The organism is Kitasatospora sp. Ki12, from assembly GCF_054601375.1.
Window position 1 is genome coordinate 2,781,118 of the sequence record NZ_BAAIHT010000001.1, and the last position, 23,499, is coordinate 2,804,616.

Here is a 23,499-nt window from a genome sequence, read left to right on the forward strand (position 1 = left end):
CACGTTTTTGGAAACCCCACTGGGAGCACGCATGGACGCCATCTCCGTCATCAGGACCAAGCGCGACCGCGGAGAGCTGAGCGACGCTCAGATCGACTGGGTCATCGACGCCTACACCCGCGGCGAGGTCGCCGACGAGCAGATGTCCGCGCTGGCCATGGCGATCCTGCTGAACGGCATGAAGCCGCGCGAGATCAGCCGCTGGACCGACGCCATGATCCGCTCCGGCGTCCGGATGGACTTCTCCTCGCTGCCGCTGCCCACCAGCGACAAGCACTCCACCGGCGGCGTCGGCGACAAGATCACCCTCCCGCTCGCCCCGCTGGTCGCCGCCTGCGGCGCCGCCGTCCCGCAGCTCTCCGGCCGCGGCCTCGGCCACACCGGCGGCACCCTGGACAAGCTGGAGTCCATCCCCGGCTGGCGCGCCCTGCTCTCCAACGACGAGATGATGGACGTCCTGCGCGGCGCCGGCGCGGTCATCTGCGCGGCCGGCGACGGCCTGGCGCCCGCCGACAAGAAGCTGTACGCGCTGCGCGACGTCACCGGCACCGTCGAGGCCATCCCGCTGATCGCCTCCTCGATCATGTCCAAGAAGATCGCCGAGGGCACCGGCGCGCTCGTCCTCGACGTCAAGGTCGGCTCCGGCGCGTTCATGAAGAACCTCGACGACGCCCGCGAGCTCGCCCGCACCATGGTCGGCCTCGGCACCACCGCCGGGGTCAACACCGTCGCACTGCTCACCGACATGTCCACCCCGCTCGGCCTCACCGCCGGCAACGCGCTGGAGGTCCGGGAGTCCGTCGAGGTGCTGGCCGGCGGCGGCCCCGCCGACGTCGTCGAGCTCACCCTCGCGCTGGCCCGCGAGATGCTCGCCGCGGCCGGCGTGCACGGCAAGGACCCGGCGGACGCGCTGCGCGACGGCTCCGCGATGGACCACTGGCGCCGCATGATCGCCGCCCAGGGCGGCGACGTCGACGCCCCGCTCCCGGTCGCCCGCGAGCAGCACGTCATCCCCGCGCCCGCCTCCGGCGTGCTCACCGAGCTCGACGCCTACGCCGTCGGCGTCTGCGCCTGGCGCCTGGGCGCCGGCCGCGCCCGTAAGGAGGACCCGGTCCAGGCCGGCGCCGGCGTCGAGATGCACGCCAAGCCCGGCGACACCGTGGTGGCCGGCCAGCCCCTGCTGACCCTCCACACCGACACCCCCGAGCGCTACGACTACGCCATCGAGGCCCTCGCCGGCGGCATCACCGTCGCCCCGGCCGGCACGGCGTTCACCCCGAACCCGATCGTGCTGGACCGCATCGCCTGATCACGCCCGGCTCCTGCGGACGTGCGCTCAGGCGTACGTCCGCAGGACGCCGGTGTCGAGGGTCCAGGGCCCGACGGTGATCGTGTCGCCGAACTTGAACTTCTCGCGGGAGGTGTAGCCAGGGCCGTCGTGGATGATTCCGGTGCCCTTGCGGGGGTCGACGAGGAGATACATCGGAATACCCATGGCCGAGTAGTCGCGGACCTTGCCGTGGTAGTCGTTCTCGGGATTGGACTTGGAGACGATCTCCACGACCAGGAGGATCTCGTGGGGTAGGAGGGCGGGCTTGTCGTCGTCCAGATCCGCCTCGGGGAACACCATCAGGTCCGGGTTCCGGAGGCGGCCGAGGCCGACGTCCTCCAAGTCCGCGCCGCCGTGGGCGATGTAGCCGGGATGAGTCTGGGGCAATTGGGAGTTGAGCTGCCGGGCCAGGCGGATGACCGCGAGCTCGTGGCGCTTCACCGGCGACATCATCATGACGATCTCGCCATCGGCGATCTCGACCTTCCCTATGCCCGGCACCTGCGGTAGCTGTTCCGCGATCTCGCGCAGCCGGGCGTACACAGCAGGATCGATGCTCATGTTCCGGAGTGTATCGGCGGGGCCTGACACGCGATGTCAGCTTCAGGTGACCGTCCGTTGCGCCGTGGCATGGGCGCGGTGGGTGGCGTAGAGGGTGACTCCGGCGGCGAGGGTCATGGCGGTGAGGCCGACGGTGGCGGCGCCGGGCCAGCCGGTGGCGTGGTAGGCGTCGGCGCCGAGGGTGCCGCCGAGGCTGTTGCCGAGGTAGTAGGCGATCAGGTAGAGGGCGGAGGCCTGGGCGCGGCCCTCGGTGGCGGTGCGGCCGACCGCGGCGGAGGCGGTGGCGTGGCCGGCGAAGAAGCCGGCGGTGATCAGGACCAGGCCGAGCAGGGCGCAGGCCAGGGACCCGGCGAGGGAGAGCAGCAGGCCGGCCGAGGTCACCCCGATGGCGACGTAGAGGGCGCCGCGGCGGCCGAGGCGGGCGGAGAGGCGTCCGGCCGCGGCGGAGGTGCCGGTGCCGACCAGGTAGACCACGAAGATCGAGGCGGCGACCGACTCCGGCAGGTGGAACGGCGCGGAGATCAGCCGGTACCCGACGGTGTTGTAGACCGCGCCGAACACGGCCATGAAGAGCAGCCCGAGCGCGTACAGCCGGACCAGCAGCGGGTTGCGCAGGTGCCGTCCGACGGTGCGGGTGAGGGCGCGGGGGTCCACCGGGGCGGGGGTGAAGTGCCGGGCGGCGGGGATCAGCAGCCGGAAGACGAGCGTGGCGAGCAGCGCGAGGGCGGCGGAGGCGGCGAGGCCCCAGCGCCAGCCGAGGGCGGCGGCGGTCCAGCCGGAGAGCAGCCGGCCGCCCATGCCGCCGATGCTGTTGCCGGCCACGTACAGGCCCATCGCGGAGGCCAGCGCGCTGGGGTGGACCTCCTCGGCGAGGTAGGCCATGGCGGTGGCCGGGAGCCCGGCGAGGGCGGCGCCCTGGACGACCCGCAGCACGACGAGGGTGGTCAGGTCCGGGGCGAGGGGCAGGGCGAGGGCGAGGACGGAGGCGGCGAGGGTGGAGGCCGTCATCACCGCGGTGCGGCCGGACCGGTCGGAGAGCGCGCTGGCGGGGAGCAGGCCGAGGGCGAGTCCGAGGGTGGCGGCGGAGGCCGTCCAGCTGGCCTGGCCGGGGGTGAGGTCGAGGTCGGCCGAGAGGACCGGCAGCAGGCCCTGGGTGGAGTAGAGCAGGACGAAGGTGGCGACCCCGGCGGCGAACAGCGCGAGGTTGGCGCGGCGGAAGCCGGGCCGGCCGGGGCGGTGGCGGTCGTCCTCGGCGGGGCGGCCGGCGGGATCGGTGGCGGCGGCATCCGGGGCGGGGACGGATGCCCTGGTACTGGAGGGCTGCATGGCGTCGACCGTAGGCCTGCCCCCGTTGATGCGTCCAATGCATGAAGTGGGGATGATCGATGCACTGGCGTATGAGTCGAGGTGGTGGCGGAATGGCGGGTACGGAACCGGCGGACGGCGGGGACCAGCCTTACCGGGCGGCCGAGTTGGGGCCGGAGGAGCCGGCCGTCCTGCTGGCGCCGCGGCTGGCGCAGTTCGCCGCGGTGGCCCGGCTCGAGCACGTGACGCAGGCGGCCGCGGTGCTCGGGGTGCCGCAGCCGACGCTGTCGCGCGCGGTGGCCCGGCTGGAGGAGGAGCTGGGGGTGGACCTGCTGGCCCGTCAGGGCCGTACGGTCCGGCTGACCAGGGCGGGGCGGCTGCTGCTGGCCTCGGTGGAGCGGGCGCTGGCGGAGGTCGAGCGCGGCGCGCGGGCGGCCCGGGCGGAGGCGGACCCGGAGGTGGGGCTGGTGGCCTTCGGCTTCCTGCACACGATGGGGCCGGACGCGGTGCCGGCGCTGCTGCGGGGGTTCCGCGCGGCGCACCCGAGGGTGCGGTTCCAGCTGGTGCAGGACTACGGCGCGGCGATGCTGGAGCGGCTGCGGGCGGGCGAGTTGGACCTCTGCCTGGTGGCGCCGCCGCCGGACGATCCGGCGTTCGTGGCCCGCCCGCTGGAGGAGCAGCGTCTGCACCTGGTCGTCCCGGCGGACCACCGGCTGGCCGGGCGGCGGCGGATCCGGCTGGCGGAGGTGGCCGAGGAGCCGTTCGTCGGGCTGGAGCAGGGGTACGGGCTGCGGGTGATCACGGACGGCTTCTGCGCGGAGGCCGGGTTCGTGCCGCGGCTGGCGTTCGAGGGCGAGGAGGCGGAGACGCTGCGCGGGCTGGTGGCGGCCGGGCTGGGGGTGGCGCTGCTGCCGCCGGCCCTGGTGCCCCGGCCGGGGGTGGTGGAGCTGGAGGTGACGGCGCCGCGCACCCGGCGGGCGGTCGGGCTGGCCTGGGCGGCGGGGCGGCCGCTGACCCCGCCGGCGGCGGCGTTCCGGGACTTCGTGCTGTCCCGGCGCGGCCGGCTGCTCCAGCACGACTGATCCGGGCGGCACGGGCGGCACGGGCGGCCGTTTGGCGGATCGTATGGCCCGGGAGGTGGAATCCGGGGTGGAGTTTGGACCATCCGGCCCTGTGCCCGGTGGTCGGTCTACGCGCGTAGGGGCTATATTTCCGCAATGGAGAAGCAGATCCCCGTCACCACCGCGGGCACCGGCCCGCGCATTCCCACCGCCGACCAGATCCGCCGCGCACCGAAGGTCCTGCTGCACGACCACCTCGACGGCGGACTGCGCCCGGAGACCGTGGTCGAGCTGGCCGCCGCCGTCGGCTACCAGGGCCTCCCCACCACCGACCCCAAGGAGCTCGGCGAGTGGTTCCGCGAGGCCGCCGACTCCGGGTCGCTGGTCCGCTACCTGGAGACCTTCGCGCACACCTGCGCCGTGATGCAGACCCGTGAGGCCCTGATCAAGGTCGCCGCCGACTGCGCCGAGGACCTGGCCGCCGACGGCGTCGTGTACGCCGAGGTCCGCTACGCCCCCGAGCAGCACCTGGAGGCCGGCCTGACCCTGGACGAGGTCGTCGAGGCCGTCCAGGAGGGCTTCCGGCTCGGCGAGGCCAACGCCCGCGCGGCCGGCCACCGGATCCGCATCGGCACGCTGATCACCGCGATGCGGCACGCCGCCCGCTCGCAGGAGATCGCGGAGCTGGCCAACCGCCACCGCGACCAGGGCGTCGTCGGCTTCGACATCGCGGGCGCCGAGGCGGGCTACCCCCCCACCCGCCACCAGGCCGCCTTCGACTACCTCAAGGGCGAGAACAACCACTTCACCATCCACGCCGGCGAGGCCTTCGGCCTGCCGTCGATCTGGGAGGCCCTGCAGTGCTGCGGCGCCGACCGGCTCGGCCACGGCGTGCGGATCGTCGACGACATCACGGTGGGCGAGGACGGCTCGGTCCAGCTCGGCCGGCTGGCCGCGTACGTGCGCGACAAGCGCATCCCGCTGGAGATGTGCCCCACCTCCAACATCCAGACCGGTGCGGCCACTTCGTACGCCGAGCACCCGATCGGCCTGCTCAGCCGGCTGAAGTTCCGGATCACCGTGAACACCGACAACCGGCTGATGAGCGGCACCAGCATGAGCCAGGAGTTCGGCCACGTGGTGGAGGCCTTCGGCTACACGCTGGCGGACCTGGAGTGGTTCACGGTGAACGCGATGAAGTCCGCGTTCCTGCCGTTCGACGAGCGGCTGGCGATGATCAACGACGTGATCAAGCCGGGCTACGCCGAGCTGAAGGCGGAGTGGCTGTTCAGCGCGGGCACCGGCGGCAACTGAGCCGCCGGGCGAACACGTTCCCGGCGGTCGGATGAACGTCCAACTCTGCTACGGAAGTTGGCGTTCATCCGACTACTCACTCCAGTGAGTGAACGGCCTTTGGTTCTCACGCGACCGGCTCACTACGGTGTGCCAGTCATTACCGACCAGGCGCGATGGCGGCCGCCCGGCCGTCGCTCCCGCGCACGTGGCCGGCCACCGACGAGGACCCAAGGGGACGAACCATGAAGCAGGCTCTCAAGGCCGCAGGCACCGCGGCGCTCGGCATCGCCATCGCGGCGGTCGGCGCCGGCACCGCCTCCGCCGACGCCGCCCCGGCGGCCGGCGGCCTCGGGCTGCCCACCGGCGCGGTGACGAACCCCGCGGTGACCGGGGCGGTCACCGACACCGCGGCCAAGCTGCCCGGCGGCGACAAGGTCACCGGCACGCTGGGCACCCTCGCCCCGAGCGTCGGTCACGCCGCCCCGGTCGAGGCGGCCCCGGTCGCCGGCGTCACCCAGCAGCGCGGCGCCGTCCCGAGCGTTCCGGGTCTCGACAAGACCCCGATCGGCGGGCTCACCGGCGCGCTGCCCCTGCCCGGCCTGGGTGGCTGATCAGCGGCAAGCGGCACCACGACGGGCCGCCCGCCCCCGGGATGAACCGGGGGCGGGCGGCCCGTCGTCATGGCGCCCTCCGCAGCTCACGGCTCCTGGGGGAGGAGCAGCCAGAGGGCGAGGTAGAGCAGGAACTGCGGGCCGGGCAGCAGGCAGGAGAGCAGGAAGATCAGCCGGACAGTCCACGGGGTCAGGCCGAAACGCTCGGCGATCCCGGCGCAGACGCCGGCGATGACGCGGTTGCGGCGGGGACGGGCGAGGCGCGCGCTCATGCTCCCACCTCGCTGCGCTCGGCAGGGGCATTCGCCCATGCGAGCCTTCTGACGACTCGCTCGCTTCGCTCGCTCATGATGGTCTCCTGATCTGTCCGCACGGTGGCGGCCCGGTCCGGCCGGTCCGGCGGGCGTACGTCCATACTCCGCCGTCGACGCCCCGGAATCCTCCGCCCGCCAGGTGATTCCGTACCCCGACGGGTCACCGGGGAGGCGTAGCCGGACGTCGGGGTCCCCCTCAGGGTCACCCTGAGGACGATCGCCCGCGGCGCCCGGGACGAAGGCCGCCACCCTCCCGTCACGGGCACGTGGAAACGGCTCGGTATGATGCCGCAGTCGCTGTTGGTCGGGGGGCAGAACATCGGCGCGCCATCGCCAGGAAATGGCCTCTCTCGCAAGCGATTTCACGTTCCGTTGGGCTCTGTCCGAATTCTCTCGTGGGGTTGAAATTGCGCACTCGGCATCGCAGATTCCTGGCCGCGACCGCCGCCGTCACACTGGCCTCCGGTGTGGCCGTCGTCGAGGCCCCTGCCGTCTCCGCCGCCTCGGGGGCCGTCGCGACGCCCCAGGGCGGCCAGGCCCAGCCCTCGCCGGTCACGGTCGCGCTCGCGGGCCTGCCCGGCACCGTGAAGGCGGGCGGCGCGCCGGTGGAGTTCACCGGGACGCTCAAGAACACCGCCGACCACCCGGTGGACGTGGCGGCGGCCACCTTCGTCATCGCGGACACCGGCACCGGCACCAAGCAGAGCCAGTTCAAGCTGGAGTACCAGGCGCCCGGCGGTACGCAGTGGCAGGACGCCAAGGTGAACGCCGCGAGCGTCGGCGGCGTCTGGGAGCTCGGCCGGCCCGCCGTGCCGCACCTGGCGGCCGGTGCCGAGGCCGTCTACCGGCTCCGGCTCACCGTCGCCGCCGACGCCCCGGCCGGGCGGGTGACGCCGGGCTTCACCGCCGTCGTCTCGGACCCCACGCTGCCGCCGGAACAGCGCGTCTCCACCGCGCTGAGCGGCTACCCGGACCTGGTCATCACCCCGGCGGTCGCGCCGACCACCCCGGCCCCCACGCCCGCCGCCACCCCCGACGCCAGGCTCGACGGACTGCCCGCCGCCTTCACCGCGGGCGGCGAGCCGAAGCCGTTCAAGCTGGTCTTCGTGAACAACAGCGGCCGGGACCTCCGGATCCTGCCCGCGATCGTGTTCCAGGGAGCCACCGAACTCCCCTCCGAAGCCGTCAGGTTCGACTTCCGGATGGTCGGCGGGGAGTGGCTGGAGGGCACCCCCGGCGGCAACTCGGAGCACCCGGGCTGGCTCTACTACGGGCTGCGGACCGGCGACAAGAGCACCGACGTGATCCTCCTGGCGAAGGGCGAGACCCGCACGATCGACGTCCGGCTGTCCTTCACCAAGGACGCCCCGGCCGGCGCCCAGTCCCTGGCGGCGCTGGCGGGCAGCCTGCCCGGCGCCGGCGAGAGCGGCGCCGAGGCGTCCAGCCCGAAGGCCGGCTTCACGATCGAGGCCGCGGCGACCACCGCCCCGCCGGCCCCCACCTCCCCGGCCGCCCCGACGCCGACCACCGCCCGGCCGTCCATCGCCCCGGTGGTCCCGGTCACCCAAGCCACCAGCGCGGAGCCCAGCCCGGTGGCGATCGGCATGCCGGTGGTCGCCGCCCCTGCCCCGGCCCAGGCCCCGGCAGCGGGCCCCCGGCTGGCCTCCACCGGCGGCGGCTCCGCCTCGGAGCCGATGGCGATCACCGGCGCGGTCGCGATCGCCCTCGGCGTGGGCACGCTGGTCGTGGCGCGCCGCCGCAAGCACATCTGAGCCCGGACACGCCGGAAGGCCCGTCCGTCCCCGCTGCGTGAGCGGGTGACGGACGGGCCTTCCGGCGTTCGTACGGCGGGCGCGGGCCTGGGCCCTGCCGTCAGCCCGCCTGCGGCGGCTGCGGCTGCCCGGGCTGGGCCGGCGGCGCGGGCTGCGCGTACGGGTTGTCCGCCACCGGCTGCGGCGGGACGGCCGGCTGGTAGGCCGCGGCGCCCTGCGGCGGCACGGGCGGCGCCGCCTGGGGCGCGGCCGGCGGGACGGGCGCGCCCGGCTGGTACGGCGCCTGCGGGGCGTTGGGGTTGTACGGCGCGTTCGGGTTGTACGGCGCCTGCGGGGCGTTGGGGTCGAACGCGGCGGCCTGCGGGGCCGGCAGCTGCTTGGCGTTGCTGCGCTCCACGAGCGCCTTCACCGAGCCGACGATGATCGCGACCGGCAGGATGAACACCTTGAAGAAGATGTAGTACGTGCCGCCCTCGAAGACGAACACGAGGTAGTAGGCGTACCCCAGGAAACCGAGGCCGACCACGACGTTGAGGATCCGCAGGCCGACCTTCAGTCCGCCGGCGACGGCGCCGAGGCCCAGCATGAGCACGCCGCTGACCGCCAGCAGGACGGCGTACCAGGAGAAGAGCGGTTCGGCGCTGAAATCGAGATTGTTCAAGGGGGGTTTCCTGTGAGAGGGAAGAAACAACGGCAGAACCGTTTCGGGGACGAGAGCGCACAGTACTGGAGACGGCCGACATCCGTCGTCGCCTTTACATCACGGTGTCGTTGCGCTCTGCCGCCGCGGCAATTGACGAGGTGGGAAATGACTGATTATGAGGTGCTGCGGGTCTTTTGCGGGCCTGACGGGCGGTACGGGAACGAGCTCGGCGTCGTGCGCGACGGCGCCGCCGTGCCCGAGCGCGCGGACCGGCAGTGGATCGCGGGCGAACTCGGCTTCAGCGAGACGGTGTTCGTCGACGACCCGGAGCGCGGGGAGATCGACATCTACACCCCGACGCTGCGCCTGCCCTTCGCCGGCCACCCGTGCGTGGGCGCGGCCTGGCTGCTCGGCGTGGACCGGCTGGTCACGGCCGCCGGCGTGGTGGGCGTACGGCGCGCGGACGGGCTGACGCTGATCGAGGCCCGGCCGGAGTGGGCCCCGCCGCGGACGCTGCGGGAGTACGGCTCGGCGGCCGAGGTGGAGGCGCTGGAGGTGCCGCCGCCCGGGGAGTGGGTCTACGCCTGGGCCTGGCAGGACGAGGCGGCGGGCACCGTCCGGGCGCGGGGCTTCCCCGGGCGGGGGGACGGCATCGACGAGGACGAGGCGACCGGTGCGGCCGCCCTGTTGCTGACCGCGCGGCTCGGGCGGGCGCTGACCGTCACGCAGGGCCGCGGCTCGCTGCTGCTGACCGGGCCGCGCCCGGGCGGGCTGATCGAGGTCGGCGGCCGGGTGGTGCCGGGGCCGGCTCAGCGTCCGGGCGGCGTCGGCTCCGCGTAGGCGCGCGGGCGGGCGGCGGGCGCGACGGCCGCCACCCTGGCGACGGCGGACACCGGGGCGAGGGCGGACACCGGCGGGACGCCCGGCACGGCCGCCCGGGGGGCCCGCGGCCGCCGCTCCCGCAGCAGGTGCCGCAGGCCGGGGACCAGGGCCAGGTGGGCGCCGCCCACGCCGATCACGGCGAACAGTATGTGGTCCACGTTGAGGACGTGCCCGGGCGTCCAGGAGGAGAGGAACTCCAGCCCGGTCGCCAGCAGCGCGGACACGCCGGTGGTGCGCAGGAAGGACGGCAGCCAGGGGGCCCGGAGGCGGCCGCCGGCCAGCGGCAGGAGGACGCCGAGCGGGGCCAGCAGCAGGAACTCGCCGAACACCTGCCAGGCGCTGGAGGAGCGGAGCGAGGCGAACGGGGTCAGGTTGGCGTCGTACACCCAGGCCACCGGCAGCGGTCTCAGGACCAGCCAGAGCACCAGCGCCAGGTGGCAGGCCAGGCCCGCCAGTCCGGCAGACCGGAGGGATCGGTGCACGACCGCCGCCGGGCTGCTCTCGGTCCCCGCGCCGGAACGCTCGTCGCGTGTCCTGGTGCCATCTCGCTGCACGGGGGGAAGGACGTGAGCCGGTGGCGCGGCGGTTCCACGCCGGGCGTGAACATTCCAGGCCGCGCCCCCGGCGCTCCCCGCGCCGGCCCGGGCTACTTGCAGGGGGCGGCCGTCGGCACCGCGCCGAAGACGTTGTCCGGCGGCGGGCTGCCCGGTGTCACCGGGGTGGGCGAGGGGCTCGGGCTCGCGGTGCCCTTGACGGCGCCGCGGGCCGGGGTCACCAGCGGTGCGGGGCCGGGCGGGGTGACCAGGGCCGTCGGTATGTGCGGGGTGGTCGGGCAGGCCGTGCGGCTGGCCGGGGCGCCCGCGTCGACCGGTACGGCGGTCGGCCGGATGCCGCAGCCGGAGGCCAGCGCGAGCAGGAACAGCACGCCGGCGGCGCGGCGCAGGGTGGTGCGGGTGGGGGCGGTCACGTGGCGTCCTTGTCCTCGGCGGCGTCGCGCGCGGGGCCGCCCTCGGCCACGCCCGCGGACGGCGGAGGCGGCGGGGTCAGCGGCAGCGTCAGGGTGAACACCGCGCCGACCTCCCCGTTCGCCGCCGTGATCGTCCCCCCGTGTATCTGCGCGTTGGCCATCGCGATGGACAGGCCCAGACCGCTGCCTTCCGAGCGGGCCCGCCCCCGGTCCGCCTTGTAGAACCGGTCGAAGACGTGCGGCAGCACGTCCTCGGGGATGCCCGGGCCGCTGTCGGAGACCTCGATCACGACCGACTCCCCGGTCTGCCGGACCTTCACCCGCACCGGCGAGCCGCCGTGCTTGAGCGCGTTGCCGATCAGGTTGGCGAAGACCACGTCGAGCCGGCGCGGGTCGACCACGGCGAGGACCCCGCGCGGGGCGTCCAGTTCGACGGCGTCGTACCAGGCCCGGCCGTCGATGCAGGACATGATCAGGTCGGCGACGTCCACCTCGTCGGCGACCAGCTTGGCGGTGCCCGCGTCGAAGCGGGTCACCTCCATCAGGTTCTCGACCAGGTCGGACAGCCGCCGGGTCTCGCTGACCACCAGCCGGACGGCCGGCTCGATCATCGGGTCCAGCGACTCGGCCTCGTCCTCCAGGATGTCGGTGACCGCCGTCATCGCGGTCAGCGGGGTGCGCAGCTCGTGCGACATGTCGGCGACGAACCGCCGGCTCTGCGCCTCGCGCGCGCTCAGCTCCTCGACCTGCTCGTGCAGCTGCTCGGCGGTGCGGTTGAAGGTCCGCGCCAGGTCGGCGAGTTCGTCCGAGCCGTCGACTTCGAGCCGGGTGTCCAGGTGGCCCTCGCCGAGCCGCCGGGCGGCGTCGCCGAGCCGCTTGACCGGCCGCAGCACGGTGGCCGAGGCGGCCTGGGCGAGCAGCGCCGAACCGATCAGCGCGAGCAGGGTGGCGATGGCCAGCGACCAGCCCAGGGTGTTGAGGTCGGCCCGCTCGTTCTCCAGCGACTTGAACATGTACGCCGTCGGGCCGCCCGGCACCACCTTGGTGCCGCCGATCACGAACGGCCGGCCGCCCAGGTTCTGCCGCTGCCAGTACAGGTGGTACGGGTACGGGTTGCTCTCGGAGACCTCGCGCGGCTTGGCGACCGTGGACTGCAGCGCGGCCGGTACGTCGGCGAGCGTGAAGCGGGTCGGGTCGGAGGAGGCCGCGGCGCACTCCGGGTGCGCCGGGTCGACCACCACCACGTCGTAACTCAGGCCGGAGCTGGCGACGTTGGAGGCCAGTGCGGCCAGCTCCGGGCAGGCGGCGTTCAGCGGCAGCTCGGAGACGTTGCGGCTGAGCGAGACCCGGAAGTCGTTCAGCGCGGTGTCCTGGGCGCGCTTGAGCACCGCGTCGCGGTTCAGCCAGTACGCGATGCCGGAGGCCGAGACGGCGGCGAGCAGCGCAACCGCCGCGAACACCGCGATCAGCCGGACCCGCAGGGAGCGCAGCCGGCGCCACCGGGCCGCCGGGAAGCGCCGGGCAGTCGTCTGATGGTCAGTCACAGGAGCCTGTCGTGATGCGGGCGGTCAGGAGTCGGACGGGTCGGGCCGGACGGGTCGGGCCGGGTCGGTCGGCGCCGGTCAGGCCGGCGGGTCCAGCCGGTAGCCGACCCCGCGCACGGTGCGGATCAGGGTCGGCGCGGACGGCACGTCCTCGACCTTGGCCCGGAGCCGCTGCACGCAGGCGTCCACCAGGCGGGAGTCGCCCAGGTAGTCGTGCTCCCAGACCAGCCGCAGCAGCTGCTGGCGGGAGAGCGCCTGCCCGGGGCGCCGGCTGAGCTCCAGCAGCAGCCGCAGCTCGGTCGGGGTGAGCTGGAGGTCCTGCCCGTCCTTGGTGACGGTCATCGCGGCCCGGTCGATCACCACGCTGCCGTACGCGGAGGAGTCGGAGCTCTCCCGCTCGCCGCGGCGCAGCACCGCCCGGATCCTGGCGTCCAGCACGCGCGGCTGCACCGGCTTCACCACGTAGTCGTCCGCGCCGGACTCCAGGCCGACCACCACGTCGATGTCGTCCGAGCGGGCGGTCAGCAGGATGATCGGCAGCTGGTCGGTGCGGCGGATCCGGCGGCAGACCTCGAAGCCGTCGATTCCGGGCAGCATCACGTCCAGGACGATCAGGTCGGGCCGCTGCTCCTTGAAGAGCCTCAGGCCGTCCTCGCCGGAGGCGGCGGTGGCCACGCGGTGGCCCTGGCGGGTGAGAGCGAGTTCGAGGCCGGTCCGGATGGCGTCGTCGTCCTCGATCAATAGGAGGAAAGGCACGGCCCCATTTTGGCCCACCCGCAGCCCCGAATCACCCCCCGGGCCGATCACGTCCCGCACGGGAACCGGAAGCACCGCCACCGGCGTCCGGTTCGGAGGGAGGCGGACCGGGACGAAAGGCCCCCGCCTGTGACACCCCTGTGACAGTCGGCGGACAGCGCCATCACAACCGGCGGGCAGGATTTTCCATGTCGCCGCAGGACAGCGGGCCGAAGAGGCCGGCTGGAGGGCGGCTACCGGAACCGCTCGTACCGACCCAGGGGGCGCACGATGAACGCCACGCTTCAGACCCGGACCAACCCGGCTGTCCGCACCGCGCGTTCGTCAGCCACCGCCCACCGGACCCGCTACGAGGTCAGGACCGACGAGAACTCCGGTGCCGTGACCGTACGGGGGTGCGCGCACAGCACCGGTGGAAACCCTGCCGCTCACCGGGTGAGCGGAGGCGGCAGGACGGGGGAGCTGTACGGGATCGGCCGGCTGGGGAGTTCGGCCGACTCCGCCAACACCCTCACGCTGCGGGGGATCCTCCCCGTGCGCGGTGAGGGCAAGGACACCCCGGGGGGGAACCGGGGGACCGGGGGGAACGGTCTGCGCGCGGTCGGTTCGGGGGAACCGTCCGGGCGCGAGGCCGCCGGTGCGACGCTGCTGCGGCTGAACCCCGCGGCGGCCCGCACCACCGAGGCCGGACAGGGAGGCGCGCAGGGGGAGCACTCGGCCGCCGCGGAGGACCACATCACGGAGTTCACCGCGTACGTGCGCGAGCGCCGTGCCTCCCTGTACGCCACGGCCTACCACCTCACCGGTGACCGCTACGAGGCCGAGGACCTGCTGCAGAGCGCGCTCTTCAGCACCTACCGGGCCTGGGGCCGGATCACCGACAAGGCCGCGGTCGGGGGCTACCTCCGCCGCACCATGACCAACCTGCACATCTCCGCCTGGCGGCGCCGCAAGGTCAACGAGTACCCGACCGAGGAGCTGCCGGAGACGGCCGGCGACACCGACGCGATGGGCGGCACCGAGCTGCGCACCGTGCTCTGGCAGGCGCTGGCGAAGCTGCCGGAGAACCAGCGGACCATGCTGGTGCTGCGGTACTACGAGGGCAAGACCGACCCGGAGATCGCCGACGTGCTGGGGATCAGCGTCGGCACGGTCAAGAGCAGCATCTGGCGCGCCCTGCGCCGGCTGCGCGACGACGAGCACCTGAACAAGTCGGGCGACACCGTCCGGGCGTTCGGCGAGCTGGTCGCGTAACGCGGCCGGACGGCGCGCGGGCGAGGACTCCCGTCGGGGGACGGGAAGCGGACGGTCACGGTCCGGGGGCAGCGGCTCGGGGGAGCATGCCCGTGGGGGAGCCGAGGATCGTTCGGGAAGGCGACGGGCCCGGTGCGGGGGAGACGCACCGGGCCCGTCGTCGTGCCGTGCCGGAGCCGTGCCGGAGCCGCGGCGGCTCGGGCCGACGGGGGATCAGGCCGCGGAGAGCTCCGTCGAGCGGGACGCGGCGCGGATCCGCCGCTCGGCCTCCGGGCCGGCGCACGCGTACGAGCCGAGCTCGACCTGCCGCCCGACGATGGACCGCTCGGCCCGCATCAGCCGCAGGCCCCGGCGCAGCAGCACCGGCAGCGACTTGCGGCCCTCCCGGACGTCCCGGCGCAGCCGGCGCCAGGCCGTGGTGAGCGCGCCGTTGCGCAGGCACAGGGCGTCGCCGAGCAGGCCCTCCGCGGCGCACTCGGCGGTGATCTCGGCGGCGAAGATGCCCTCCGCGATGAACGCGTCGGCGCCGTCCAGCTCCAGGGTGCGGGTGCCGATCCGGCCGTTGTCCGGGATGGAGTACACCGGGACGTCCGCGCGGCCGCACTCGTGCAGGGCGCGGATGGCGGCGACGGCCTGGTCGCGGTGCCAGGCCAGCGGGGTGTCCCAGTCGACGGCGCCGTCCGGCAGCCGCGGCAGCGTGGGGTCGTCCCCGTCCTTGTAGAAGTCGTCGAGCTGGAGCACCGGCAGGCCGCTGCGCTCGGCGAGCGAGGACTTCCCCGACCCGGAGGGCCCGGAGAGCAGGATCACCCGGGCGCGCGCGGCCGGTGCGGGGTTCATGGGGGAGTCACTCACGGGACACCAGTCTGACGCATCCGGGCCCGATGCCGAAACCGTTCGGCACGACTTCGGCGGTGACTCAGGCCACCTGCCGCGAGCGGGGGTCGGCGAGGGCGACGTGGACCATCGGGAGGTAGCGGCTGTCCACCTGGAGGTGGACCGGCTGCTCGGCGCCGGGCGGCAGGTAGGCGGTGGCGGCCCAGTCCTGGCTGTGCCAGGTGTCGGGCTCGGGCTCGTGGAAGGTGCCCCCGGCGGGCAGGTCGAGCCGGTCGGTGCCGCGGGCGCGGAAGGCCGCGGCCCGGGCGCCCGGCGTGATGTGCAGGCTGCCGTTGACGTACTCCGGCCGCGGCCCGGACCGGGCGGAGCAGGGAATCCGCACCGGACGGCCGGCGGCCAGCCTGCGCCGGGTGCGGGCCACGTGCCACCTGCGGTGGAAGCCGTCCGCGAACAGTGTGATCAGCTCGCCGATGAACTCGCCCATGCGTCCCCCTCGATCGTCCCCGTCTCCGTCTCCGGCGATTCTGGCCCGGCCGGGCGGGCCCGCGGGATCGTCGAAAGTCGGCGGCGGGGGTGACGAAAGTCGACGGAACGCGGTCGGGGCGGAACGCACCGGAACGCCGACGGACCCGCGCCAGGGGGGGGAGAGGCGCGGGTCCGTCCAATGACCGTCCGGGCCCTGGGGGGGAGAGGGCACTGGGGACGGCCAGCTTGTGGAGTTGTGACTGCCGTTCCGCCGGGCGGAACGGGTGGAGCGGTGGAGCTTCGGCGGGTCAGATACCCATCGGGTGCCAGACCGTCTTCGTCTCCAGGAACGAGAGTAGCCGGTCCGTACCGGGCGCATTCGTCCAGTCCTGGGCGAACGGGTCCAGCTCCGGACGGACCACCCTCTTCAGGGTATCCGCGGCGGCCGCTTCCAGCGCCTGCGCCGCGCCGGGGCCGTCGGCGGCGATGGCACCGGTGAGGTCCACCGCGTTGACGTCCTGGTGCGAGGCCAGGGTGGGGGCGATGTCCGCGGTCCGGCCCGAGAGGATGTTGACCACGCCGCCCGGGACGTCCGAGGTGGCGAGCACCTCGCCCAGCGACAGCGCGGGCAGCGGGGCGTCCGCGGCGGCCGCGACCACGACCGTGTTGCCGGTGGCGATCGCCGGGGCGATCACCGAGACCAGGCCGAGCAGCGAGTGCCCGTACCCGGCCTGCGGGGCGACGATCCCGACCACGCCGGTCGGCTCCGGGGTCGACAGGTTGAAGTACGGACCGGCGACCGGGTTGGCGCCGCCCGCGATCTGGGCGACCTTGTCCGTCCAGCCCGCGTACCAGACCCAGCGGTCGATCGCGGCGTCCACCAGCGCGGCGGCCTTCTTCGGGCCGACGCCCTCGGAGAGCGCCACCTCGGCGGCGAACTGCTCGCGCCGGCCCTGCAGCATCTCGGCCACCCGGTACAGCACCTGGCCGCGGTTGTACGCGGTGGTGCCGGCCCAGCCCTTGACCGCGGCGCGGGCGGCCACGACGGCGTCCCGGGCGTCCTTGCGGGTGCCCAGCGGGGCGTTGGCGAGCCACTCGCCCTTTGAGTCGGTCACCTCGTACACCCGCCCGCTCTCGGAGCGCGGGAACTTCCCGCCGACGTACAGCTTGTAGGTCTTGAGGACGTCAAGACGCGCGAAGGTCGTGTCAGACATCGAGGTAGGCCTCCAGACCGTGGCGGCCACCCTCGCGGCCGTAACCCGACTCCTTGTAGCCGCCGAACGGCGAGGTCGGGTCGAACTTGTTGAAGGTGTTGGCCCAGACCACGCCGGCCTTGAGCCGGTTGGCCGTCCAGAGGATGCGCGAGCCCTTCTCCGTCCAGATGCCGGCGGAGAGGCCGAACGGGGTGTTGTTGGCCTTCTGGACCGCCTCGTCGGGGGTGCGGAAGGTCAGCACCGACAGCACCGGGCCGAAGATCTCCTCCTGGGCGATCCGGTGGGCCTGGCTGACGCCGGTGAAGATGGTCGGCTTGAACCAGAAGCCGGTGCCCGGGAGCTCGCACTCGGGGGACCAGCGGTCCGCGCCCTCGGCCTCGCCTGCGTCGGTCAGCTCGGTGATCCGGGCCAGCTGGGCGGCCGAGTTGATGGCGCCGATGTCGGTGTTCTTGTCCAGCGGGTCGCCGACCCGCAGGGTGGACATCCGGCGCTTCAGGGCGTCCAGCAGCTCGTCCTGGACCGACTCCTGCACCAGCAGGCGCGAGCCCGCGCAGCAGACGTGGCCCTGGTTGAAGAAGATGCCGTTGACGATGCCCTCGACCGCTTGGTCGATCGGCGCGTCGTCGAAGACGATGTTCGCGGCCTTGCCGCCCAGCTCCAGCGACAGCTTCTTGCGGCTGCCGGCCAGCTGCTTGGCGATCGCCCGGCCGACCGGGGTGGAGCCGGTGAAGGCCACCTTGTTGACGTCCGGGTGCGCGGTCAGCGCGGCGCCGGTGCGGCCGTCGCCGGTGACGATGTTGACGACGCCCTTCGGCAGACCGGCCTGGCGGCAGATCTCGGCGAAGCGCAGCGCGGTCAGCGGGGTGGTCTCGGCCGGCTTCAGGACGACCGTGTTGCCGGTCGCCAGCGCGGGCGCGATCTTCCAGGCCAGCATCATCAGCGGGAAGTTCCACGGGATGACCTGGCCGGCCACGCCCAGCGGGCGCGGGTTGGCGCCGAAGCCCGCGTAGTCCAGCTTGTCCGCCCAGCCCGCGTAGTAGAAGAACCACGCGGCGACGGTCGGGATGTCGAAGTCGCGGGTCTCGCGGATCGGCTTGCCGTTGTCGATAGACTCCAGCACGGCCAGCTCGCGGCCGCGCTCCTGGATGATCCGGGCGATCCGGAACAGGTACTTGGCGCGCTCGCTGCCCGGCAGCGTCGACCAGTCGGCGAAGGCCTTGCGGGCGGCGGCGACGGCGCGGTCGACGTCCTCGTCCGTGCCCTGGGCGAACTCGGCGAGCACCTGCTCGGTGGCCGGGTTGACCGTCTTCAGCGCCTCGCTGCCGGAGGAGTCGACGAACTCGCCGCCGATGAAGTGGCCGTACGAGGACGCGATGTCGCCCGCGGCGGCGGGGGACTCGGGGGCGGGGGCGTACGTGAAGAGGCCTCCGGCGGGCTTGGCCGCGGGCTCCTCGATGTTCTTCTTCTTGGCCATGGTGATCAGTCCACCGTCACGTAGTCGGGGCCGGAGTAGCGGCCGGTGGCCAGCTTCTGGCGCTGCATCAGCAGGTCGTTGAGCAGGCTGGACGCGCCGAAGCGGAACCAGTGCGGGGAGAGCCAGTCGTCGCCCAGGGTCTCGTTGACCATCACCAGGTACTTCATGGCGTCCTTGGTGGTCTTGATGCCACCGGCGGGCTTCACGCCGATCTGGACGCCGGTCGCCGCGCGGAAGTCGCGGACCGCCTCCAGCATCAGCAGGGTGACCGGCGGGGTCGCGTTGACGGCGACCTTGCCGGTCGAGGTCTTGATGAAGTCGGCGCCGGCCAGCATCGCCAGCCAGGAGACCCGGCGGACGTTGTCGTAGGTCTGCAGCTCGCCGGTCTCGAAGATCACCTTGAGGTGGGCGTAGCTGCCGTCGGGGCGCTTGCACGCCTCCTTGACGGCGACGATCTCGTTGTAGACGTCGAAGTAGCGGCCGGACAGGAAGGCACCGCGGTCGATCACCATGTCGATCTCGTCGGCGCCCGCGGCCACCGCGTCGGCGGTGTCGGCGAGCTTGACCGGGAGGGCCGCGCGGCCGGCCGGGAAGGCGGTGGCCACCGAGGCGACCTGGATGTCGGTGCCCTTCAGGGCGTCCTTGGCGGTGGCGACCATGTCCGGGTAGACGCAGATCGCGGCGACACGGGGGGTGGTCGGGTCGGTCGGGTCGGGGGTCCTGCCCTTGGCGCACAGTGCGCGCACCTTGCCGACCGTGTCCGCGCCTTCCAGCGTGGTCAGGTCGATCATCGAGATGGCCAGGTCGATGGCGTACGCCTTCGCCGTGGTCTTGATGGAGCGGGTACCGAGAGCGGCGGCACGCGCCTCCAGGCCGACCTGGTCGACGCCGGGCAGGCCGTGCAGAAAGCGGCGGAGCGAGGCCTCGGACGCCGCAACGTCCTGAAGGCCGCTGCCCGCAACGCCGGGGGCATTGGCTGCAACAGTGGACATAGTCACCAGACCAGCATATCTACGCGCGTAGTGGGCCGCCAGGGCACCCGCCTTTCGTGGCCGGACCGAGACCTCGGGGTGAGGGCCATGGGGCAGAATCGACGCCATGACCGATTCCGACGGCAAGCCCACCCCGGGCCCGGCCGCCCCTGGCGGGGACCCCGAGTACGCGGACCGCGTGTACCGCTCCGTCCCCGGCGTGATCTCCGGCGTGTTCCTGCTGGCCGTCGCCGCCTGGCTGATCGGCGACGCGGTGGTGACCGGCACCGGGAAGACCCCGTACGTCGCGCTCGCCGCGGCGCCGGTGTTCGCCTTCCCGGTGATCGCCTACACGCTGCGCCCGGTGGTGCGCGCCTCAGCCGACCGACTGGTGGTGCGCAACCCGTGGCGGACCGTCACCGCGCCGTGGGCCTCGGTGGACGCGCTGCGCGCCGGCTACTCGGTCGAACTCCTCGCCGGCGGCAAGAAGTACCAGGTCTGGGCGGTCCCGGTGTCGCTGCGCCAGCGCAAGCGCGCCAACCGGGCGCGGAGCCGGAGCAACGCCGAGCACGCCTCCCGCACCGGGCTGGGGATGGGCCTCGCGGCCCGGACCAACCCGGTCGTCCAGGGCTCCTCGGACCCCACCCGGGCCTGGTCCGACCAGGTGACCGAGGTGCTGACGAGGACGGCCGAGCGCAACGCCGGGCGCCCCGAGGCGGCCGGCCCGGTCGTGGTGCGCTGGTGCTGGTGGGTGATCGCCCCCGCGCTGGCCGGTCTGATCGCCCTGATCGCGGTCATCGCCGCCTGAGACCCGTGACGTGATCGGTGGCCCGCCGGACTCCCCGGCGGGCCACCGTCGTGTTCGGCGCGGGAAGCGGCGGGTCAGGGCCTTGGGGTGTGTCTGACAATTCGCGTCGGATCAGCGTGCGGCGTTGGGGTGCGTGCATCGCAAGGCGGAGGAGGGAGTCCATGCGGAGCATCGGCGACTGACGACAACGTGGCGAGGTGCGTGCCCCGGCGTCGCGCGCCCGGCGGGAATTGTCAGACACACCCCAGCTGGGCGGCCAGGAGGTCGATGGCCTTCTTCGCGTGGGCCAGGCCGGCTCCGGTCCGCTCGCGGTAGGCCTTGATCGCGTGGATCTGCTTGCCGCGCCGCACGTACTCGACCACCTCCGGCATCGTGCGGGGGTCGTGGGACGCCACGGCCGGGGGCAGGCCTTCGGGGCGGGGGTAGGGGATGCCGAAGTGGCTGATGACGGCGTCGAGCTTGGCCTCGATCGCCGCGAGGCGCTGCTCGGTGCTCACCTGGTCGGAGTAGTCCATGGGCCGAGCCTATGACAGCCGGTCGGCCCGGACACGGCACGAGCGCCCCCCAGGCGGGAGGCGCTCGTGCGACCGGCGGACGAAGCGTCAGCCGTCGATGCCGGCGGCCGCGGCGAGGTCCCGCTTGACGGTCGCCAGGAGCTCGGCGGCGCGGTCGCGGGTGGCGGCCAGGTCGGCGGCCGAGGCGACCGGCAGGACGACCTCCAGGTAGCACTTGAGCTTGGGCTCGGTGCCGGAGGGGCGGACCACGATGCGGGCCGAGCGGACGGCCTCGCCGGCCAGGTAGTAGCGCAGGCCGTCGGTGGGCGGCAGCTCGGCGGAGCCGGCCGCGAGGTCGTCGGCGCGGGTGACGGTCAGGCCGGCCAGGACGGTCGGGGGCTGCTCGCGCAGGCGGCGCATGGCGTCGGCGATCAGCGAGAGGTCCTGCACCCGGACGGAGAGCTGGTCGGTGGCGTGCAGGCCGTGCTCCAGCGCCAGGTCGTCCAGCAGGTCGGAGAGGGTGCGGCCGGACTTCTTGAGGGTGGCGGCGAGCTCGGCGACCAGCAGGGCGGCGGTGATGCCGTCCTTGTCCCGGACGCCCTCCGGGTCGACGCAGTAGCCGAGCGCCTCCTCGTAGCCGTAGCGCAGGCCCTCGGCGCGGGAGATCCACTTGAAGCCGGTCAGCGTCTCGGCGTAGCCCAGGCCCGCCGCCTCGGCGATCCGGCCGAGCAGGGTGGCGGAGACGATGGTGGTGGCGAAGGTGCCCTCGGCCTTCTTCGCGACCAGGGCCGAGCCGAGCAGCGCACCGACCTCGTCACCGCGCAGCATCCGCCAGCCGGAGGTGCCGTTGCCGCTGCCGGCCGCGTTGCCGTTGGTGGGGACGGCCACCGCGCAGCGGTCGGCGTCCGGGTCGTTGGCGATCACGATGTCCGGGCCGACCGAGGCGGCGGTGCGGAAGGCGAGGTCCATCGCCCCCGGCTCCTCCGGGTTGGGGAAGGCCACGGTCGGGAAGTCCGGGTCGGGCTCGGCCTGCTCGGCGACCACGGTCGGCGCGGGGAAGCCGGCCCGGCGGAAGGCGGCGACCAGGGTGTCGCGGCCGACGCCGTGCATCGGGGTGTAGACGACGTCGAGCTCGCGCGGGCTGTGCGGGTCCACGATGGACACGGCGCGGGCGAGGTAGGCCTCGACCACGTCCTCGCCGAGCACCTCCCAGCCGTCCTCGGCGCGCGGGACCTCGTCCAGCGAGCCGATCGCGTCGATCTCGGCGGCGATCCCGGCGTCGGCCGGCGGGACGATCTGCGAGCCGTCGCCCAGGTAGACCTTGTAGCCGTTGTCCTGCGGCGGGTTGTGGCTGGCGGTGACGGTGACGCCGGCGGCCGCGCCCAGGTGGCGCACGGCGAAGGCGAGCACCGGGGTGGGCAGCGGGCGCGGCAGCAGCGCGGCGCGCAGGCCGGCGCCGACCACCACGGCGGCGGTGTCGCGGGCGAAGTCGTACGACTTGTGGCGGGCGTCGTACCCGATGACGACCAGGTCGCCCAGGCCCTGCTGCTTGACGTACGCGACCAGGCCGGCGGCGGCCCGGATCACCACGGAGCGGTTCATCCGCATCGGGCCGGCGCCGATCTCGCCGCGCAGGCCGGCGGTGCCGAACTGGAGCCGGTCGGCGAAGCGCTCGGCCAGCTCGGACCAGGCGATCTTGCTGTCCGACTCGGCCTGCGGGCCCTCGGCCCGGGCCAGCAGGGCGGTGAGCTCCTCACGGGTCTGCGGGTCGGGGTCCTCGGCCAGCCAGGTCCGGGCCCGGGCGAGGAGGTCGGTGGTGGGTGCCTGCGTCATGCCAGCTCCATCGGGAGTGCGTCGGTGTGTCGGCCGGAGGGTTCGCTGAGACCGGGGGTTCGCCGGAACCGGGGTCCGCCGGGACGGGGGTTCCGCCGGGAAGGGGTCGGGCACGCGGACGGGGCCCACGGGACGGTGTGATCAGCGGATCACGCCGCCCCGTGGGCCCCGTCACTCATGCATTCTGCGCCTGGTGGGCGTCAGATCCGCTCAAGGACCTTCGCCAGCAGCTCGCCCATGCGCTCGGCGGAGGCCTTGCCGGCCTCCAGCACCTCTTCGTGGTTGAGCGGCTCGCCGGTCATGCCGGCGGCCAGGTTGGTGACCAGCGAGATGCCGAGCACCTCGGAGCCGGCCTCGCGGGCGGCGATGGCCTCCAGCGTGGTGGACATGCCGACCAGCTCGCCGCCGATCACCCGGGCCATGTTGACCTCGGCCGGGGTCTCGTAGTGCGGGCCGCGGAACTGCACGTAGACGGCCTCGTCCAGGGACGGGTCGACCTCGTGGCAGAGCGCGCGCAGCCGCTTGGAGTACAGGTCGGTGAGGTCGACGAAGTTCGCGCCGACGATCGGGGAGTCCGCCGTCAGGTTGATGTGGTCGCTGATCAGCACCGGCTGGCCGGGGGTCCAGCCCTGGCGCAGACCGCCACAGCCGTTGGTCAGCACGATGATGCCGCAGCCGGCCGCGGCGGCGGTGCGCACGCCGTGGACGACGGTGGCCACGCCGTGGCCCTCGTAGTAGTGGTTCCGGCCGAGGAAGATCAGGGCGCGCTTGTCGCCGATCTTCACCGAGCGGATCTTGCCGGCGTGGCCGGCGACGGCGGGGGCGGGGAAGCCCGGGAGGTCGGTGACCGGGAACTCGGCCACGGTCTCGCCCAGGGCGTCGGCGGCCGGCACCCAGCCGGAGCCCATCACCAGGGCGACGTCGTGCCGCTCGGCACCGGTCAGCTCGCGCAGGCGCTCGGCGGCGGCCTGGGCGGCGGCGTAGGGGTCGGCGGAGACGACCGACTGAGGAGAAGCGTTCACGGGTCCGAGGATAGACGGGAATCGACTACGCGCGTAGAAAATCCAGCGCGGCGTGCCGGATCGTTACCCGGTTGACCCGAAAGCACAG

General features: G+C 73.7%; 24 protein-coding genes. 8 read left to right on the top strand and 16 right to left on the bottom strand.

Translation table 11 applies throughout. The features are described 5' to 3' along the window. Positions 1 to 31: 31 nt before the first annotated feature. Positions 32 to 1,309 carry a thymidine phosphorylase gene (locus tag ACYP53_RS12245; RefSeq protein ID WP_189916144.1) on the top strand — a complete coding sequence of 426 codons (1,278 nt, stop codon included), beginning with the start codon at positions 32 to 34 and terminating at the stop codon, positions 1,307 to 1,309. 27 nt (positions 1,310 to 1,336) lie between these two features. Here ACYP53_RS12245 and ACYP53_RS12250 read toward each other — a convergent pair whose 3' ends face one another. Next, positions 1,337 to 1,891, bottom strand: coding sequence for a Uma2 family endonuclease (locus ACYP53_RS12250; protein WP_459647383.1), 555 nt, complete (start codon positions 1,889 to 1,891; stop codon positions 1,337 to 1,339). Between the two features lie 42 nt (positions 1,892 to 1,933). Beyond that, complete coding sequence (locus tag ACYP53_RS12255; protein ID WP_459647384.1) at positions 1,934 to 3,217, bottom strand: MFS transporter; 1,284 nt, start codon at positions 3,215 to 3,217, stop codon at positions 1,934 to 1,936. Between the two features lie 92 nt (positions 3,218 to 3,309). Between ACYP53_RS12255 and ACYP53_RS12260 the strand changes: the two genes are divergently transcribed. From ACYP53_RS12260 to ACYP53_RS12270, 3 genes are all read left to right on the top strand, one after another. After that, complete coding sequence (locus tag ACYP53_RS12260) at positions 3,310 to 4,278, top strand: LysR family transcriptional regulator (protein ID WP_459647385.1); 969 nt, start codon at positions 3,310 to 3,312, stop codon at positions 4,276 to 4,278. 135 nt (positions 4,279 to 4,413) lie between these two features. Beyond that, on the top strand, positions 4,414 to 5,571 hold the full coding sequence (locus tag ACYP53_RS12265; protein ID WP_189916148.1) for an adenosine deaminase: 1,158 nt from the start codon (positions 4,414 to 4,416) through the stop codon (positions 5,569 to 5,571). Between the two features lie 224 nt (positions 5,572 to 5,795). Beyond that, positions 5,796 to 6,164, top strand: coding sequence for an ATP-binding protein (locus tag ACYP53_RS12270; protein WP_229928580.1), 369 nt, complete (start codon positions 5,796 to 5,798; stop codon positions 6,162 to 6,164). Between the two features lie 86 nt (positions 6,165 to 6,250). Here the strand turns inward: ACYP53_RS12270 and ACYP53_RS12275 are convergent, their stop codons facing one another. Then, the gene (locus ACYP53_RS12275; protein ID WP_189916149.1) at positions 6,251 to 6,436 is read right to left on the bottom strand and encodes a PspC domain-containing protein; all 186 of its coding nucleotides are present in this window, start codon (positions 6,434 to 6,436) and stop codon (positions 6,251 to 6,253) included. A gap of 449 nt (positions 6,437 to 6,885) precedes the next feature. On the opposite strand from ACYP53_RS12275, the gene ACYP53_RS12280 reads away from it, so the two are divergent. Next, entirely contained in the window at positions 6,886 to 8,250 is a 1,365-nt protein-coding gene (locus tag ACYP53_RS12280) for a hypothetical protein (protein WP_459647386.1), read from the top strand. Positions 8,251 to 8,350: 100 nt separating this feature from the next. Here ACYP53_RS12280 and ACYP53_RS12285 read toward each other — a convergent pair whose 3' ends face one another. Then, a complete protein-coding gene (locus ACYP53_RS12285; protein WP_189916151.1) occupies positions 8,351 to 8,911 on the bottom strand; it encodes a hypothetical protein in 561 nt (186 codons plus the stop codon). A gap of 147 nt (positions 8,912 to 9,058) precedes the next feature. Between ACYP53_RS12285 and ACYP53_RS12290 the strand changes: the two genes are divergently transcribed. Beyond that, the gene (locus tag ACYP53_RS12290) at positions 9,059 to 9,733 is read left to right on the top strand and encodes a PhzF family phenazine biosynthesis protein (RefSeq protein WP_189916152.1); all 675 of its coding nucleotides are present in this window, start codon (positions 9,059 to 9,061) and stop codon (positions 9,731 to 9,733) included. Here ACYP53_RS12290 and ACYP53_RS12295 read toward each other — a convergent pair. The 4 genes from ACYP53_RS12295 to ACYP53_RS12310 all read right to left on the bottom strand — a co-directional run bounded on the left by ACYP53_RS12295 (position 9,703) and on the right by ACYP53_RS12310 (position 13,042). Then, the gene (locus tag ACYP53_RS12295) at positions 9,703 to 10,257 is read right to left on the bottom strand and encodes a VanZ family protein (RefSeq protein WP_459647387.1); all 555 of its coding nucleotides are present in this window, start codon (positions 10,255 to 10,257) and stop codon (positions 9,703 to 9,705) included. The genes ACYP53_RS12290 and ACYP53_RS12295 overlap by 31 nt on opposite strands. Before the next feature lie 164 nt (positions 10,258 to 10,421). Then, a complete protein-coding gene (locus ACYP53_RS12300) occupies positions 10,422 to 10,742 on the bottom strand; it encodes a hypothetical protein (RefSeq protein WP_459647388.1) in 321 nt (106 codons plus the stop codon). After that, positions 10,739 to 12,286: a sensor histidine kinase gene (locus ACYP53_RS12305; RefSeq protein ID WP_189916155.1), complete on the bottom strand. Its 1,548-nt coding sequence runs from the start codon at positions 12,284 to 12,286 to the stop codon at positions 10,739 to 10,741. Before ACYP53_RS12305 ends, ACYP53_RS12300 begins: the two co-directional genes overlap by 4 nt. 78 nt (positions 12,287 to 12,364) lie before the next feature. Next, on the bottom strand, positions 12,365 to 13,042 hold the full coding sequence (locus tag ACYP53_RS12310; RefSeq protein ID WP_030257458.1) for a response regulator transcription factor: 678 nt from the start codon (positions 13,040 to 13,042) through the stop codon (positions 12,365 to 12,367). A gap of 591 nt (positions 13,043 to 13,633) precedes the next feature. Here ACYP53_RS12310 and ACYP53_RS12315 point away from each other — a divergent pair. After that, positions 13,634 to 14,296: a SigE family RNA polymerase sigma factor gene (locus tag ACYP53_RS12315; RefSeq protein WP_444542940.1), complete on the top strand. Its 663-nt coding sequence runs from the start codon at positions 13,634 to 13,636 to the stop codon at positions 14,294 to 14,296. 213 nt (positions 14,297 to 14,509) lie between these two features. Here the strand turns inward: ACYP53_RS12315 and ACYP53_RS12320 are convergent, their stop codons facing one another. From ACYP53_RS12320 to deoC, 5 genes are all read right to left on the bottom strand, one after another. Then, entirely contained in the window at positions 14,510 to 15,148 is a 639-nt protein-coding gene (locus tag ACYP53_RS12320) for an ATP-binding protein (RefSeq protein WP_189916156.1), read from the bottom strand. 64 nt (positions 15,149 to 15,212) lie between these two features. Then, positions 15,213 to 15,614, bottom strand: coding sequence for a hypothetical protein (locus tag ACYP53_RS12325; protein WP_459647389.1), 402 nt, complete (start codon positions 15,612 to 15,614; stop codon positions 15,213 to 15,215). Between the two features lie 289 nt (positions 15,615 to 15,903). Next, positions 15,904 to 16,809 (bottom strand): aldehyde dehydrogenase family protein, encoded by a 906-nt coding sequence (locus tag ACYP53_RS12330; RefSeq protein WP_189916158.1) that lies wholly within the window; start codon positions 16,807 to 16,809, stop codon positions 15,904 to 15,906. Further along, on the bottom strand, positions 16,802 to 18,283 hold the full coding sequence (locus tag ACYP53_RS12335; RefSeq protein WP_189916159.1) for an aldehyde dehydrogenase family protein: 1,482 nt from the start codon (positions 18,281 to 18,283) through the stop codon (positions 16,802 to 16,804). The genes ACYP53_RS12330 and ACYP53_RS12335 overlap by 8 nt, the downstream gene beginning before the upstream one ends. Positions 18,284 to 18,288: 5 nt before the next feature. Continuing rightward, a complete protein-coding gene (deoC, locus tag ACYP53_RS12340; protein WP_189916160.1) occupies positions 18,289 to 19,275 on the bottom strand; it encodes a deoxyribose-phosphate aldolase in 987 nt (328 codons plus the stop codon). A 106-nt stretch (positions 19,276 to 19,381) separates the two neighbouring features. Between deoC and ACYP53_RS12345 the strand changes: the two genes are divergently transcribed. Continuing rightward, on the top strand, positions 19,382 to 20,062 hold the full coding sequence (locus tag ACYP53_RS12345; protein WP_189916161.1) for a PH domain-containing protein: 681 nt from the start codon (positions 19,382 to 19,384) through the stop codon (positions 20,060 to 20,062). A gap of 233 nt (positions 20,063 to 20,295) precedes the next feature. Here ACYP53_RS12345 and ACYP53_RS12350 read toward each other — a convergent pair whose 3' ends face one another. From ACYP53_RS12350 to ACYP53_RS12360, 3 genes are all read right to left on the bottom strand, one after another. Beyond that, positions 20,296 to 20,577, bottom strand: coding sequence for a hypothetical protein (locus ACYP53_RS12350; protein WP_459647390.1), 282 nt, complete (start codon positions 20,575 to 20,577; stop codon positions 20,296 to 20,298). Positions 20,578 to 20,664: 87 nt separating this feature from the next. Then, entirely contained in the window at positions 20,665 to 22,389 is a 1,725-nt protein-coding gene (locus ACYP53_RS12355; protein ID WP_189916163.1) for a phospho-sugar mutase, read from the bottom strand. A gap of 200 nt (positions 22,390 to 22,589) precedes the next feature. After that, positions 22,590 to 23,411 carry a purine-nucleoside phosphorylase gene (locus ACYP53_RS12360; protein WP_189916164.1) on the bottom strand — a complete coding sequence of 274 codons (822 nt, stop codon included), beginning with the start codon at positions 23,409 to 23,411 and terminating at the stop codon, positions 22,590 to 22,592. Positions 23,412 to 23,499: the final 88 nt, after the last annotated feature.